At 34.2% G+C, this 14,434-nt stretch carries 10 protein-coding genes; 5 read left to right on the forward strand and 5 right to left on the reverse strand.

Features of this window, described 5'->3' with window-relative positions:
* Nucleotides 1-2: 2 nt before the first annotated feature.
* Nucleotides 3-692: a succinate dehydrogenase cytochrome b subunit gene (locus tag CGC48_RS02955; RefSeq protein WP_098028412.1), complete on the reverse strand. Its 690-nt coding sequence runs from the start codon at nt 690-692 to the stop codon at nt 3-5.
* Between the two features lie 384 nt (nt 693-1,076).
* Between CGC48_RS02955 and CGC48_RS02960 the strand changes: the two genes are divergently transcribed.
* Together CGC48_RS02960 and CGC48_RS02965 are read left to right on the forward strand one after the other, a co-directional pair.
* Complete coding sequence (locus CGC48_RS02960) at nt 1,077-1,448, forward strand: BlaI/MecI/CopY family transcriptional regulator (protein ID WP_098028413.1); 372 nt, start codon at nt 1,077-1,079, stop codon at nt 1,446-1,448.
* A 5-nt stretch (nt 1,449-1,453) separates the two neighbouring features.
* Nucleotides 1,454-2,851, forward strand: a complete 1,398-nt coding sequence (locus CGC48_RS02965) for a M56 family metallopeptidase (protein ID WP_098028414.1) — start codon at nt 1,454-1,456, stop codon at nt 2,849-2,851.
* 73 nt (nt 2,852-2,924) lie between these two features.
* Here the strand turns inward: CGC48_RS02965 and CGC48_RS02970 are convergent, their stop codons facing one another.
* On the reverse strand, nt 2,925-3,725 hold the full coding sequence (locus CGC48_RS02970) for an MbnP family protein (RefSeq protein ID WP_157909859.1): 801 nt from the start codon (nt 3,723-3,725) through the stop codon (nt 2,925-2,927).
* A gap of 1,174 nt (nt 3,726-4,899) precedes the next feature.
* Between CGC48_RS02970 and yiaA the strand changes: the two genes are divergently transcribed.
* The 3 genes from yiaA to hemN all read left to right on the forward strand — a co-directional run bounded on the left by yiaA (nt 4,900) and on the right by hemN (nt 8,663).
* Nucleotides 4,900-5,358 (forward strand): inner membrane protein YiaA, encoded by a 459-nt coding sequence (yiaA, locus tag CGC48_RS02975; protein WP_098028416.1) that lies wholly within the window; start codon nt 4,900-4,902, stop codon nt 5,356-5,358.
* Nucleotides 5,359-5,547: 189 nt separating this feature from the next.
* A complete protein-coding gene (cysS, locus tag CGC48_RS02980) occupies nt 5,548-7,014 on the forward strand; it encodes a cysteine--tRNA ligase (RefSeq protein WP_098028417.1) in 1,467 nt (488 codons plus the stop codon).
* 284 nt (nt 7,015-7,298) lie between these two features.
* Nucleotides 7,299-8,663, forward strand: coding sequence for an oxygen-independent coproporphyrinogen III oxidase (hemN, locus tag CGC48_RS02985; RefSeq protein WP_098028418.1), 1,365 nt, complete (start codon nt 7,299-7,301; stop codon nt 8,661-8,663).
* Nucleotides 8,664-8,903: 240 nt separating this feature from the next.
* Here the strand turns inward: hemN and CGC48_RS02990 are convergent, their stop codons facing one another.
* The 3 genes from CGC48_RS02990 to CGC48_RS03000 form a co-directional block, all read right to left on the reverse strand.
* Nucleotides 8,904-11,552 carry an MGH1-like glycoside hydrolase domain-containing protein gene (locus tag CGC48_RS02990; protein ID WP_098028419.1) on the reverse strand — a complete coding sequence of 883 codons (2,649 nt, stop codon included), beginning with the start codon at nt 11,550-11,552 and terminating at the stop codon, nt 8,904-8,906.
* Nucleotides 11,553-11,617: 65 nt separating this feature from the next.
* On the reverse strand, nt 11,618-13,639 hold the full coding sequence (locus CGC48_RS02995; protein ID WP_098028420.1) for a M3 family metallopeptidase: 2,022 nt from the start codon (nt 13,637-13,639) through the stop codon (nt 11,618-11,620).
* 87 nt (nt 13,640-13,726) lie between these two features.
* Nucleotides 13,727-14,428, reverse strand: a complete 702-nt coding sequence (locus CGC48_RS03000; RefSeq protein WP_041994180.1) for a DUF4197 domain-containing protein — start codon at nt 14,426-14,428, stop codon at nt 13,727-13,729.
* Nucleotides 14,429-14,434 lie beyond the last annotated feature (6 nt).

The raw sequence follows: 14,434 nt of genomic DNA on the forward strand, positions 1-14,434 counted from the left end.
AGTTATTTCCCTAATAAATGATTAAAATAATGGAACAAAGCAACGAAAACGAATCCGCCACAAATCACAAATGAATAAATACACCCTACTGTACTGATGAATTTTTTGCGTTTGTCATCTTTCCAGCCCATTGATTGGAATGACGACTGAAAGCCGTGAATTAAGTGGAGGAAAAGGAATACGAAACCAGCACAATAAGCAATTACTCGCCAAGTTTCTGACATTTTTTCAACCAAATCGGCATAATAGCGGTACTCCCCGTTAATCATTCCACTCATATCTCCTTCTACGTACTTCACTGTCATTTCGTGAACCCAGAAATCTACCAAGTGAATTCCTAAAAAGATGAGAATGAACATTCCACTGTAAATCATATTACGTGACATCCAAGTGGAATTTGCCGCTCCGTTGTAACGGGCATAAGCGTTAGCTCCACGGGCTTTGCGGTTTTGAATTTCCAAAACAAAACCCATCACGAAGTGGAAAATAACTCCCAACATCAGAATGGGTTGCATTAAGCCTTGAACCAGTGGATTTGTTCCCATAAAATGTGATAACTCGTTGAATAAATCAGCGCTGAAAACCGACGTAAAATTCACAGCCAAGTGTATCACCAAAAAGACAATCAGGAAAAGTGCCGATAACGCCATCGCCACCTTTCGAGCAATAGATGTTTTAAATAGTGCTGCCATTATATTTGTTAATTGTTATTTAAAAATTTCACACAAAGTTAAATACTTTTAATGGTTTGGACAACTAAAAAAGACTTTTCTACCCTAATTTATAATGAATTTAATTTAGATGAAAAATCAAAAGTAAGAAATAAAGCACTTTATGAGAAAATTATCATCTTAATAATCGTAAAGACATAAAAATACATACTTAATAATTTATAAGTAAAAATAAGTACTTAAATTACAAAAATGATTTTAAAATTAAGCAATTGTAGAAGTATCAGTTGTGGAACTATTTTTACTTTTTTAAACAAAACTATAAAAAATAGTTGTTCAACTAAGAAATATAGTTTACATTTGCATCATAATTAAAAGTAAGAAAAAGTCATAATAAATAAAATAATGAATATAAAAGAATTAACATCTAAAGAAGAAGAAATAATGTCTTTCTTCTGGGAAGAAGGAAAACTTTTTGTAAAGCAGATTGTAGAAAAGTACGACGACCCAAAACCTCACTTTAACACAATTTCAACCTATGTTAGAACTTTGGAGGAAAAAGGATTCTTATCACACGAATCGTTTGGTAGTTCATATCAGTATTTTCCCGTCATTTCAAAAGAAGATTATCACAATCGTACACTCAAAAATGTTATAAAAAAATACTTTGGAAATTCATACCTCAATGTAGTAAATACATTCATTAAGTCGGAAAATTTATCAGTAGATGAAATTCGTAAATTATTGGACGATATTGACAGAAACAACAAAAATTAACATCTATGGAAAATTTATTCTCATTTATCGTTAAAAACTTAACCTTTATAGGACTTTCATTCATATTATATCAAATTTTTATAAAAGGAAATACATTTCATCAAACGAATAGAATTACGATTTTATTAATATTTATTGGTGGTTTAGTCCTTCCTTTTATAGAGGTCCCTATACCTAATTTTTACTTGAATGATAATCAAACCTTTTCAAAAAACACAATAACTTTGATTTTTGATAATAATGCCAATGAAATCCCTAAAGAAGAAAGCAACAAATGGTTCTATAACGGAATTATATCTGTTTACTTCATTGGAATGTCAATATTCTTAGTAAGGTACATCTTCGGAATTATATCTCTTAGGAGAATCATTCGCAGTTCAAAGAAAATGAAGCTAACCAATTGTGGAACAATACATATAACTTCTGAAGATATTTCTCCTTTCAGCTGGTTTAGTTATATCGTTCTATCGGAAAAAGACATTAAAAACGATTTTAAAAATGTAGTAAACCACGAAAAAGCTCACGTTCAACTTGGGCACTCTTGGGACTTACTTTTTGTAGAATTTTACAATCTAATTTTCTGGTGGAATCCTTTTGTGTGGCTACTAAAAAAGCAATTGATGACTATCCACGAATTTCAGGCAGATGAAAAAGCTATAAACCAAATAAACGATGCAAATCAGTATCGTAGAGAACTAATAGACAGATGTGTGGGAAGCAAAAAAATAGCTTTAGCTCACAATTTTGAAACAAGTAATTTAAAAACTCGTATTTATATGTCACTGAAAGAAAAATCAACAGGAAAAGCAAAATGGGGGTACACAACTCTTGTTTTAGCTGTAGGTGCTACAATGATTTTGTTTTCAAATCAAACATTACAAGCACAAGAAAAAGAAACAAAAAACGAAACACCAAACATCAAAATTATTGGTTATCAGGAGCAAGTAAAGGACCCTATAAAGGCAAAAGTTCAATACTTACACGAACCTAAGCCAACTGTTATTATAGATGGTAAGGAGATAGATTTTTCTGAATTACAACAAATGAATCCTGACGAAATTGAGAACATTACTGTGCTAAAAGATGAAAGAGCTATTGAGCTTTATGGTGAGAAAGGAAAGAATGGAGTCATTATCGTCAGCAAAAAAACATCTAATAAAGATGCTTATATAAGTGCGATAATTGCAGACTTAAAAGGGGAGGCTGTGAAAGTAATTGCGCCAAAACAGAGTAACGTAACTGTTGAAGGAGACTCTTCTGATGTTGACTTTTATATCAACGGAAAAAAAGCTACAATTTCCGAAGTAAAAGCCTTACCAAGTTCGAAAATTAGTAGCGTTACAGTGAGAAAACCAGAAAAAGAAAAAAATAACAAAAAAATAGTAGAAATATTTTTGAAGTAAATATAGTCGTTTTCATCAAAAAAAGTCCCCAGAAATAAATCTGAGGACTTTTTTTTAAAATTTCTTTTAATTATTAATACACAGATGCTGCTTTGAATACACTGGTTGTAAAGTTCTCTATTATTTTAGAGAATATTTCATTACTTTCATCTTGAACGATTGCATTTTCTTTGGTAATAGTTATTTTATTCTTACCCCCAAACACAGCACTAACATTCACTTCAAAACGGATATTTTTCGTTTCACCTTTTTTAACAACCAAATTTTCGGGTAACGACAACGTCAATTCAATTGACCTTTCTTTATTTTCAGAAGGAATATTTCCTATTTGTACACTAAACGCTTGTGCTTCTTCTCCCCAATTTCCTTCGATATTGAAATGCTTATAACCCTTCGACCAACTATCCCAAGTCATACCTACTGCTTTTGATGCATTCCAAAAAGTTTGTTGCTGATTTTCTCCAAGTTTCCACGCTGCGTTGGAAAGCCCTACTCTAAGTTTAACCTTAGTGTAAGTTCCTATCGGAATTTGCTTTAATTCAATTTCCTTAGGCGTAGTATTTTCGTGGTGAACCAGCAAAAAAGCTCCTTTATCAGGATTTGTATGATAATACTTTACTTCCTCTCCTTTATCATTTACCAATGAAATATCGCTAATCATATACGTAAATCGCGAATAATTAATTTTTTGCTTCATTGGGGGAGGAGTTGTGTTATCTTGATGCAATCCAAACGGACTATCTTGATAAACATTCTGAAATTCTAATGCAACTTTCCCTGTTGGTTCCTCTATAATCTGATTAGGTTCATCTTTTTTACAAGAAACAACCAAAGTAATCATCAAAACCAACAATACACTTTTTAATTCTTTCATTTCTTTTATTTTTATATTTATAAACCATTTAGTAACAGAAAACAAAGTGGATAAAAAACACAATATTTAACTCGTTACCCAAGTGCAAAACTAATTCTTATTTTGCTGTAAAAAAATTTTTTCTGCTTTTTTAGTTTCATTAACACAAAATAATTCAATACATTTAATTCTTTGTGAAATATTTAAGCCTTCTGTACAAAAAATCTCCCTTTACTAGCTATTCCTAAAAATATTATAAGCAATTGTTTTCTTATCGAATATTATGTTTATTGCATATATTATTTTAATCATAATAAGCTTACAAGAGGCATAAACAATTAAAACATGAAACTACGCACAAAAATAGATAACAAAGTACGATCAAAATATGTCTTTACAATAAAAATATACGTTCCGTAATTTTTTTCCGTTTTTTTCAGTTTTTTCCTATCTCTGTCGCTCAGATTTAAAAGGAATAAAAATGTTAGCAAAATTCAAAGTGTCCAACTTTGAAATTTTTGGAGAAAATGTGGTTTCCCTGAAATTCCATTAGCGATTTTTATTTCCTGAAGTGAATTTTACGTTAGTAGATTCCATTGAAAAAAAATAAAAGTAGTTAAATAGGTTGCGAAAGAAATTGGTTTAAAGAACGTTACCCCATAAAATCCCGTGTAGAACTGATCGATGAAAAATTCGACTTTATCGTGAGCCGAACTGTGACCCAAATGCCTGAATTTGTAAAATGGATCAAAGGTAACGTTAAAAAAAGGCAAACGTGAACTTCCAAATGGAATTTTATACCTAAAAGGAGGATTTAAGCGAAGAATTAGCTACATTCACAAACGTTCAACTAATAACACATCCAACTTTTTACCGAAGATTTTTTTTGAAACTAAAAAGATTGTGTATTTGAGAATCAAATAAATCAAAAGATTTTGTGCTTTCACTAAAGTCCCATCTAATACACTAAATCATTCCATATGTCATAGTTTGGAAGAGAGACGTTTTTTATTAAAAATCACGCTATTTAAATTCACTATCAAAACGAAAAAAAATTAAAAATAAAATATTAAATTTCAAAAAGTTAATGTTTCAATTTATATCTTTTAAAAATTTTACGCCTTGCATTTTACAAAATAAGTTTGTTTAATTTGAGAAAAATTATACATTTGCCGTAATATAAAATGAATTTATTATGAATCAAAAACCTTCAAGTGCCTTCATTGGGGCATCGTGGATTGCATTAGGAATTGGTTTTTTAGGCTATATGATTGGTCTTTGGAGAGCTGAAATGCTTTTAAGTGAAAAGGGCTACTACTTTACGGTACTGATGTACGGACTATTTTCCGTAATTTCAGTACAAAAAAGTGTTCGCGACCGATTGGAAGGCATTCCTGTAACCGATATTTACTACGGAATAAGTTGGTTTTCAACTATTTTATCAATTGTTTTATTAGTTGTAGGGTTATGGAATGCCGATACATTATTGCCTAGCGAAAAAGGATTTTATGTATTTTCGTTTATATTGGCCATTTTTAGTGCAATTGCCGTTCAAAAAAACACCAGAGATAGTAAAAATTTTGATCTGGATTTCTCATCTCATTCCTCAAAGAAAGATGATGATTTTCACATTAAAAACGAAAGTAATTCCTAATAGTAAACAAAAACACTTTCGCCAATAGGCGAAAGTGTTTTTTTAAACTTTATTTACGATATAGTTAGTAGCTTTTCTATCCTAAGTTTTTCGTTTTTGACAATCCCAAAAACTGATTTTTCTTAAGGTATCGTACACTTTTGTACCAAACTTCAAAATAGATAAAAAAACGAACAAGAATTTACAAAAATGCAAAAACTTAACATATACAACTCCCTTACGGGCGAAAAAGAAAACTTTGTTCCTTTGAAGGAAGGACACGTCGGGATGTACGTCTGCGGGCCTACCGTTTACAGCAATGTACATTTGGGAAATTGCCGAACCTTTATGTCGTTCGACCTAATTTTCAGATACTTGAAACACATCGGATATAAGGTTCGATACGTTAGAAACATCACAGATGCTGGGCATCTTACCGACGATGGCAACGTTGAAAACGACCGCTTCGTAAAACAATCTCGATTGGAGAAACTCGAACCAATGGAAATCGTACAGAAATATACGGTGGATTTTCATAAAGTATTGGAAATGTTCAACAATTTGCCTCCGACTATCGAACCCACTGCTACGGGGCATATTCTCGAACAAATACAACTCACCGAAAAACTCGTCAAAGAGGGTTTTGCATACGAAAGTAATGGTTCGGTATATTTTGACGTGCAAGAGTACAATCGGCGCGGACTAAATTACGGAGAGCTTTCACGCAGAAATATAGAGGAGCTATTCGCCAACACTCGCGATTTGGACGGACAAGGCGAAAAGAAAAATCCGCAGGACTTCGCCCTCTGGAAGAAAGCCTCACCTGCTCATATTATGCGATGGGCATCGCCTTGGGGAGATGGTTTTCCGGGCTGGCATTTGGAGTGTACCGTAATGAGCACTAAGTACTTAGGTGAAGAGTTTGACATTCACGGAGGCGGAATGGACTTGAAATTCCCACATCACGAATGCGAAATCGCTCAAGGCAAAGCCAGACACGGACACTCACCCGTACGCTATTGGCTACACGCCAATATGCTGACAATGAACGGGCAACGAATGAGCAAATCCACAGGAAATTACATTTTACCAATGCAGCTTATTTCAGGAGAAAATAACTTCTTCGAGAAACCCTTTAAGCCTTCGGTGGTGCGTTTCTGCTTTATGCAAGCTCATTACCGCAGCGTTTTGGATATTTCCAATGAGGCAATGCTCGCAGCCGAAAAGGGCTTTAACCGACTTATGGAGGCGGGGAAAATCCTTTCGTCTTTACCAATTTCAAAAAACTCTTCGTTCGATGTACAAAATTGGAAGCAACAATGCTACAATGCTATGAATGATGACTTCAATAGCCCTATACTTATTGCTCAACTCTTTGAGGGCGTTCGCATCATAAACTTAGTGAAAGAAGGCAAAGAAACCCTAACCGAAGCCGACCTTCGTGAGTTGGAAGCCACTTTCAACTCCTTTGTTTTTGAGGTATTGGGACTAAAAGACGAACAACAAGCCACTGAAAACAATGATAAATTGGACGGCGTAATGCAGATGCTCATTCAGATGCGTATGGAAGCTCGTGCTAATAAAGACTGGGCGTTGTCCGACAAAATCCGCGACGAGCTGAAAGCCATCGGTATTCAACTCAAAGACGGAAAAGACGGAACAACCTATTCAATATAATTAAAGTAATAATAAACAATTATTCGTAAGGACTTTCTTTCCATACAAAGGAATATAGGAAACTGATTATAAATGTTGAAGGAAAAATTTCCTCCAGTAACACTAAATATTTTCACGAATGGAAGTAAATTTTTACCTTTGCAGGTCGTTATTTTTCAAGTTTTAACTTTAGAAAACTAATTATCAAAAACACGAAAAATCAACATACAATAAACTTACTGACATATATCATTTTTTATTCACTAAAAGTCAGCTACCTTTGTGCGGCTGTTTGAATTATAATAATGGCAATATCGCTCATACAAAAATACAATGTTGCAGGACCGCGTTATACAAGTTATCCGACGGTTCCGTATTGGGATAATCTTTCATTTTCCAATGAAAAATGGATTGAGAGTCTCCGAAAATCTTTTGCTGAAAGCAATCATTCTGAAGGAATTAGTATTTATATACATCTTCCTTTTTGCGAGAGTTTGTGTACATTCTGTGGTTGCCACAAACGAATTACAAAGCGCCACGAGGTGGAAATACCCTATGTAGATGCAGTGTTGAAAGAATGGAAATTGTATCTTGATATTTTAGGAGAGCGACCACTCATTAAAGAAGTTCACTTAGGAGGAGGAACGCCGACATTCTTCAAACCCAAAGAATTAAAGCGTTTGCTTGAGGGAATTTTTGAAACTACTGACATTGCTGAAAATAAAGCCTTTAGTTTTGAAGGTCACCCAAATAACACTACAAGAGAACATTTACAAACCTTGTTTGATTTAGGATTCGATCGTGTTAGTTATGGTGTTCAGGATTATTCTCTAAAGGTGCAAAAAGCGATACATCGTATTCAACCTTTTAGCAACGTGGAAAAAGTAACTGAGTGGGCGAGAGAAATTGAGTATAAATCAATTAGCCACGATTTAGTTTTCGGATTGCCTTTTCAAACGCTTGAAGATGTTCTTTTTACTATTGATAAGACTAATCAGCTTCGTCCTGATCGCATTGCTTTCTATAGCTACGCACACGTACCTTGGATTAAAGGAAACGGACAAAGAGGATTCGATGAGAGTAATTTGCCATCGGGAGATGAAAAGAGGTTGTTGTACGAAACAGGAAAGAAACATTTGCTTGGTGCAGGATATGCCGAAATTGGTATGGACCATTTCTCGTTACCTTCCGACTCAATGTATAAATCATTTGAAAACAACAACCTACATCGAAATTTTATGGGCTATACGGCTTCCAAAACTCAGGTGATGATTGGCTTGGGAATGTCGGCAATAAGTGACAGTTGGTATGGCTTCGCTCAGAATGAGAAAGATTTAGATGCTTATTATGCTCGGATAGAACGCAATGAAATTCCTGTTTTCAGAGGGCATATCCTAAACGAAGAGGATTTGATAATTCGTAAGCACATTTTGAATTTGATGTGTCATTTCAATACATCTTGGGAAGAAAACTCTATGCATTTTTCTGAAATAGAGAATGTAACAAAGCGATTATCTGAAATGGTTAGCGATGATTTAATACGAATAGTTGATAAAAAGATTGAAGTAACCAATGCAGGAAAACCTTTTGTGAGGAACGTGTGTATGGCATTCGATTTACGGTTACAACGCAATATCCCAAACACAAAAATATTTAGTATGACGGTGTAGAGTTGGGATACTGATAAATGGAAGAATAAGATTTTGTGGTTTCCGTTTATTATTCAAAATTTTAGAATTAAGAATCATAGTGATTGAGTTTTTTTAGTTAGTGATTGAAAAGGGACAATGTTGTGAAACAAGTCCCTTTTCTTTTTTACTACCATCAAAAAAAGAAAAAAGTTTTATGAATTAACCAAAAATCTTGCCTTCATAAAACTTTTATAATTTAGAAAAATCTGCTAAATTGAATTAGCAAGGTGGTTGTTCACTAAAAGTTTCGACTATCAAATTAGCGACTAAGGCTGTCCAACCTGTTTGATGTGAAGCTCCAACTCCCCTACCATTATCTCCGTGGAAATATTCATAAAATAGAATCAAATTCTTAAACTCAGGACGTTGATACAATTCGCAATGTAAACGATTAACTGGGCGATTGCCTTCTGGATTTTCTCGAAAAATATTTATCAGTCGTTTACTGAGTTCATCTGCTATTTGGTCTAAACTCAACAGATTATCTTCATTTCCTGTTGGAAATTCAAAGCGAGTGTCTTCAAAAAATTTATGTAATTCCCTCAAAGCATCTATCAAAATATAATTTATTGGAAACCAAATTGGTCCTCTCCAGTTACTATTTCCACCGAACAAATTGCTTGTAGATTCTGCTGGGTCGTAAGCAATCTGATAGTTATTCCCTTCCAATGGGACTGAAAAAGGAGTTTCGTATATTTTTGACAGAGAACGAATTCCATATTCACTTAAAAACTCTTTTTCGTCAATAAGGGCTCTCATCAATCTACGAATGCGGTTTTTAGGAACTAATGATAATAAAATACCTTCATCTTTTTCAGAAGTTTGAATAATTGGGTGTCTCAGCTTACTCATTCTATATTTATCAAACCACGAAAAACTTCTTTTCAATCTTGGTAATTTGTTCAACGTTTCACCGTCAATATGAAGTACCGCCATCAAAGCAAGCATTCCTACCACAGAACGAACCTTGATAAGTTTGGAACCTCCATCTTCAAAAATGATTTTATCGTAAAAGAAGCCTTCATTCTCATCCCAAATTCCCTTATTTTCCTGATTCATATGGTTTAAGGCTTTCGCAATATGAACAAAATGTCCAAAAAATTTGATAGCCATTTCTTCATATGTTTCATCTTCTTTGGAAATTTCCAAACTGATTTTCAGCATACAAAGGCAATACAATGCCATCCAAGCTGTACCATCAACTTGTTCTAAAAGTTTTACTCCCGGAATGCCTTGACTACGGTCAAAAACACCAATGTTATCCAACCCCAAGAATCCACCTTCAAAAACATTGTTATCTGTGCTATCCAAACGATTTACCCACCAAGTAAAATTCACAGTCAATTTATTGAACATACGCTTGAGAAAACTTATATCAGGCTTTCCTGTTCTCTCTTTATCAATATTGTAAACCATAAGCGTTGCCCAAGGCTGTACTGGTGGATTAACATCACTGAAATTCCATTCGTATGCTGGAATTTGCCCATTAGGACGCATATACCACTCTTTATTAAACAACAAAAGTTGTTCCTTAGCGAACTGAGTATCAATTACTGCCATACTAACACAATGGAATGCAGAATCCCAAGAAGCATACCAAGGATACTCCCATTTATCGGGCATAAGCAAAATATCGTTATTGCGTAACGTTAGCCATTCAGCATTTCGTCCATTCCAACGTTGCTGAGGAGGTTTAGGTTGTTTAGGGTCGCCTTCCAACCATTGTTCAATATCATAATAGTAATATTGTTTGTTCCACAATAATCCTGAAAATGCCTGTTTTTGAATTAAATATAATTCTTCATTAGGACATTTGAGAAGATTTCTGTAAAATATTTCACATTCTTGTTCACGTTGTTCAAATAACTTTTCAGCGTCTGAAAAAGGATTTTCTTGTTGCTGATTCGTAAGTCGTAAAAAAACTACTTTTTGTGCCTTGGGAGCTATCTCAAAATGATACATCGGGGAGAACTTTGTACCTTCTTGATTATGAGTTGCCAAAGAAAAATCTCCAGAAATTACTGTTTCGTGAAACAAATCTTTCTTGAAAGGATGGTCATTCTTGTGTTGATGTATTTTCTCGTCATTAGTCTCATTTTCAGTAAAAAGATGTTTGTCCGCTTCATCAAAATACAAAAGGAAAGTTCCAACAGATTTATTATCTACTTCTGCAAAATAGCCATTTTCATTTTTTAACAAACTAATTTTTGGTTTTTGCTCTACTTCAATGAAACTCCAATAATTTCTCATCAACAACGTAGGTAACAACGTTAAAGGAGCTATTTCTTCTCCTTGATTTGTTACAGTTATTTTCATAAAAATGTCATTTTCATTATATTTTGCATACTCCACCTGTACATCAAAATAAGCATTTTCATCAAAAATACCTGTTTCAGGAAGTTCAAACTCTGTATCCTGCAATCCTCTCTCAGCATTAACTCTTTCTAAAGTTTCGTACGGGAAAGCATTTTGCGGATATTTATATAGATACTTCATATAGGAATGTGTGGGCGTATTGTCCAAATAGTAGTACAATTCTTTGACGTCTTCGCCGTGATTTCCCTGATTGTTACTAAGCCCGTAAAGTCGTTCCTTCAAAATGGTATCTTTACCATTCCACAAAGCTACAGAAAGGCAAACATTGCAAGAATTATCAGAAATTCCAGCCAGTCCGTCCTCTCCCCAACGATAGGTACGACTACGAGCATTATCGTGAGAAATGTAATTCCAAGCATCACCATTTGCACTATAATCCTCACGTACAGTTCCCCATTGGCGTTCACTGAGATAAGGACCCCAACGCAACCATTCTTTTTCTTTCTTATCCTTTTCTCTAATTCGTTTATCTTCCGCTGACTCTGAAATCATTTCGTATCTTACTTTTTATGCTTTTTTCGTTTTATCAAATAGTATTTTACCTTTAAAGCTGAATACTACATAAGTCCAGCACGTTTTAGCAATGCATCTGGAGAAGGTTCTTTTCCTCTGAAACGCTTGTAAAGTTCCATCGGTTTTTCACTTCCTCCTTTGCTTAATACATTATCTTTGAAACTTTTAGCTGTATTCTTATCGAAAATACCATTTGTAGAAAACACTTCAAAAGCATCAGCATCTAACACTTCCGACCATTTATAACTATAATATCCTGCTGCATAACCTCCTTGAAAGATGTGAGAAAATGCTGTTGAGAAACAAGATTCAGCAATCATAGGATATAATTCAGTAACCGCAACGGCTTTATCTTCAAACTCTTTTACACTCTTAATTGTTTTAGGGTCAGCAGTATGCCAAGCCATATCCAATATTCCAAAACTAAGTTGACGCATTGTTTGTAGTCCTTCCATAAAAGAAGAAGATTCTTTTATTTTTTCAACCAATTCCATAGGAATCAACTCATTAGTTTGATAATGTGTAGCGAACAACGACAAAGCCTCTTTTTCATAGCACCAATTTTCCAGAACTTGACTTGGCAATTCAACAAAATCACGAGAAACGCTAGTTCCGCTTAAGTTAGGATACGTTGTATTGGCAAGAATTCCGTGTAAAGCATGTCCAAATTCGTGAAAAAGTGTACGAACTTCGTAAAAGCTCAGCAACGAAGGCTGGGTTTTGGTCGGGCGTGTGAAATTACAAACAATGGTTATATGCGGACGTGAATTTTCGCCATTGCGTTTGTGTTGATTTTTAAATGATGACATCCAAGCTCCTGCTCTTTTACCTGGTCTGGGGAAAAAATCAGTGTAGAACAATGAAATATACTCACCTTTCTCGTCTGTAACTAAATAAGTATCAACTTCTTCGTGGTACTTTTCAATAGTATCTATCTTTTTAAAATTCAAGCCATAAAGCTTATTTGCTACTTGAAACATTCCGTTTACTGCATTTTCTAATTTGAAATATGGCTTTAATTTTTCGTCGTCCAAACTGAATTTTTCTTGTTTCAATTTTTCACTATAAAAAGTAAAATCCCATTTCTGAAAATCAGTAACTCCATCGCGTTTCTGAGCAAATGCTTTTAATTCTTCCAACTCTCGTTGAGCTGCGGGTTTAGCTTTTTTCAATAAGTCGTTAAGAAAATTATTTACTATTCCAGGAGTATCCGCCATTCTTTCTTCCAAAACAAAAGCAGCATAATTGTTGTATCCCAACAGTTTAGCACGATCGTCGCGTAATTTAACAATCTCTAAAATGTTTTTCTCATTGTTATTAACATTTTTGTTAAAGCCACGACTTGCGAAGGCTACAAACATCTTCTTACGCAAATCTCTGTTTTCAGCATATTTTACAAAAGCACTATAACTCGGAAAATCCAAAGTGAATATCCAACCTTTTTTATTTCGGTCTGAAGCGGTTTGTGCCGCTGCCTCAACAGCAAATTCAGGTAGTCCTTTTAAATCCTTTTCATCGGTAATATGTAGTTCAAAAGCTTGTGTTTCAGCTAATACATTTTCTCCAAAACGAAGACTTAAAGTTGATAGTTGCTTATCTATTTCTCGCAAACGTTGCTTCTGGCTTTCAGATAAATTAGCCCCATTACGTGTAAATCCTTTATAAGTCTTGTCCAACAATGTAGTTTCTTCGGGAGATAATTTTAGTTTTTCACGATTGTTGTATACTTCTTTTACTCGAGCAAAAAGTTTGGAATTCAATCGAATATCATTTTCATAATCACTTAACATTGGAGAAATGCTTTGTGCTTCTTTTTGTAATTCTTTGCTGGTTTCTGCACTATTCAAGTTGAAAAACATCATTGTAAGTCGCCCCAACTTTTCCCCATTAAAAGCCAAAGCTTCAATAGTATTTTTAAAAGTTGGTTTGGTTTTTGAATTAGCAATTTTATCAATTTCTTTCAAACTTTCAGAAATTGCTTGTTCGATAGCTGATTTAAAATCTTCTACCTTATAATCACCAAAAGGCGTTGATTGATAAGGCGTTGTAAAAATAGGTTTATTCATAGTTTGCTGTGCTTTGAGACTACCACAAAAAGCGATAGCACATAATGTTATAAATTTTATCCTCATTTTGTTATAATTTTATGGTCATTAATCTTGCAGAGCAAAAACGGATTTCAATAGTGATGTTGTTCTTGCTGATACATTGGTTCTGATTTCTTTTTCTTTGTCTCCGACCTTTACAAATAATCCGTTAATTGCCTGTGTTGTAACATATGAAGTAAGATTTGGTTCAACCTTTTTCACAAACGGAATTTGATTGTATTTATTGATGATATTGCTCCAAATTTCATCAGCCCCTACTTGACTAAGTGAAGCCTGTATTTTGGGAGCAAATGCTTCTTGCAAAGCAGAAAATGTATTATTTTTGAGATATGTTGTTGCGGCTTGTGAATCTCCTTTCAATATTGCCATTGCATCGTTAAAGGTCATTCCTTTTATAGCCGAAATGAAGATAGGTTTAGCCTCATTTACAGCATTTTCAGCAGCTTTGTTTAATATTTTCAAACCTTCATCAGCTAGTGATGCTAATCCGATGCTTCGTAAGGCAGAATCCACCTTTTTCAACTCATCAGGAAGTAAAATCCGAACAGCTTGGTCTTTAAAATATCCTCCGTCTTTACTAAGTATGTCTACTCCGTTTGACACTCCAAATTCCAACGCTTGTTTCAATCCATCAGCGACATTAAATCCTGTGTTTGAATATGTTGAATTGATAACTTGCTGTAGCTCCCCACAACTATTTAGAGTTAATGAAGCTACTAAAAGTAGTGGAAAAATTGTTTTTCTCATCGTTTT

The sequence above is a fragment of the Capnocytophaga cynodegmi genome (genome assembly GCF_002302475.1).
Taxonomy (GTDB): Bacteria; Bacteroidota; Bacteroidia; order Flavobacteriales; family Flavobacteriaceae; genus Capnocytophaga; species Capnocytophaga cynodegmi.

Bases quoted from the DNA above. Each gene is read 5' to 3' on its own strand.
- yiaA (WP_098028416.1), top strand. From the start codon at position 4,900: ATGAATCAAAAACCTTCAAGTGCCTTCATTGGGGCATCGTGGATTGCA.
- CGC48_RS02990 (WP_098028419.1), bottom strand. From the start codon at position 11,552: ATGATTTCAGAGTCAGCGGAAGATAAACGAATTAGAGAAAAGGATAAG.
- CGC48_RS02960 (WP_098028413.1), top strand. From the start codon at position 1,077: ATGAATATAAAAGAATTAACATCTAAAGAAGAAGAAATAATGTCTTTC.
- CGC48_RS02995 (WP_098028420.1), bottom strand. From the start codon at position 13,639: ATGAATAAACCTATTTTTACAACGCCTTATCAATCAACGCCTTTTGGT.
- CGC48_RS03000 (WP_041994180.1), bottom strand. From the start codon at position 14,428: ATGAGAAAAACAATTTTTCCACTACTTTTAGTAGCTTCATTAACTCTA.
- CGC48_RS02955 (WP_098028412.1), bottom strand. From the start codon at position 692: ATGGCAGCACTATTTAAAACATCTATTGCTCGAAAGGTGGCGATGGCG.
- CGC48_RS02970 (WP_157909859.1), bottom strand. From the start codon at position 3,725: ATGAAAGAATTAAAAAGTGTATTGTTGGTTTTGATGATTACTTTGGTT.
- CGC48_RS02965 (WP_098028414.1), top strand. From the start codon at position 1,454: ATGGAAAATTTATTCTCATTTATCGTTAAAAACTTAACCTTTATAGGA.
- cysS (WP_098028417.1), top strand. From the start codon at position 5,548: ATGCAAAAACTTAACATATACAACTCCCTTACGGGCGAAAAAGAAAAC.
- hemN (WP_098028418.1), top strand. From the start codon at position 7,299: ATGGCAATATCGCTCATACAAAAATACAATGTTGCAGGACCGCGTTAT.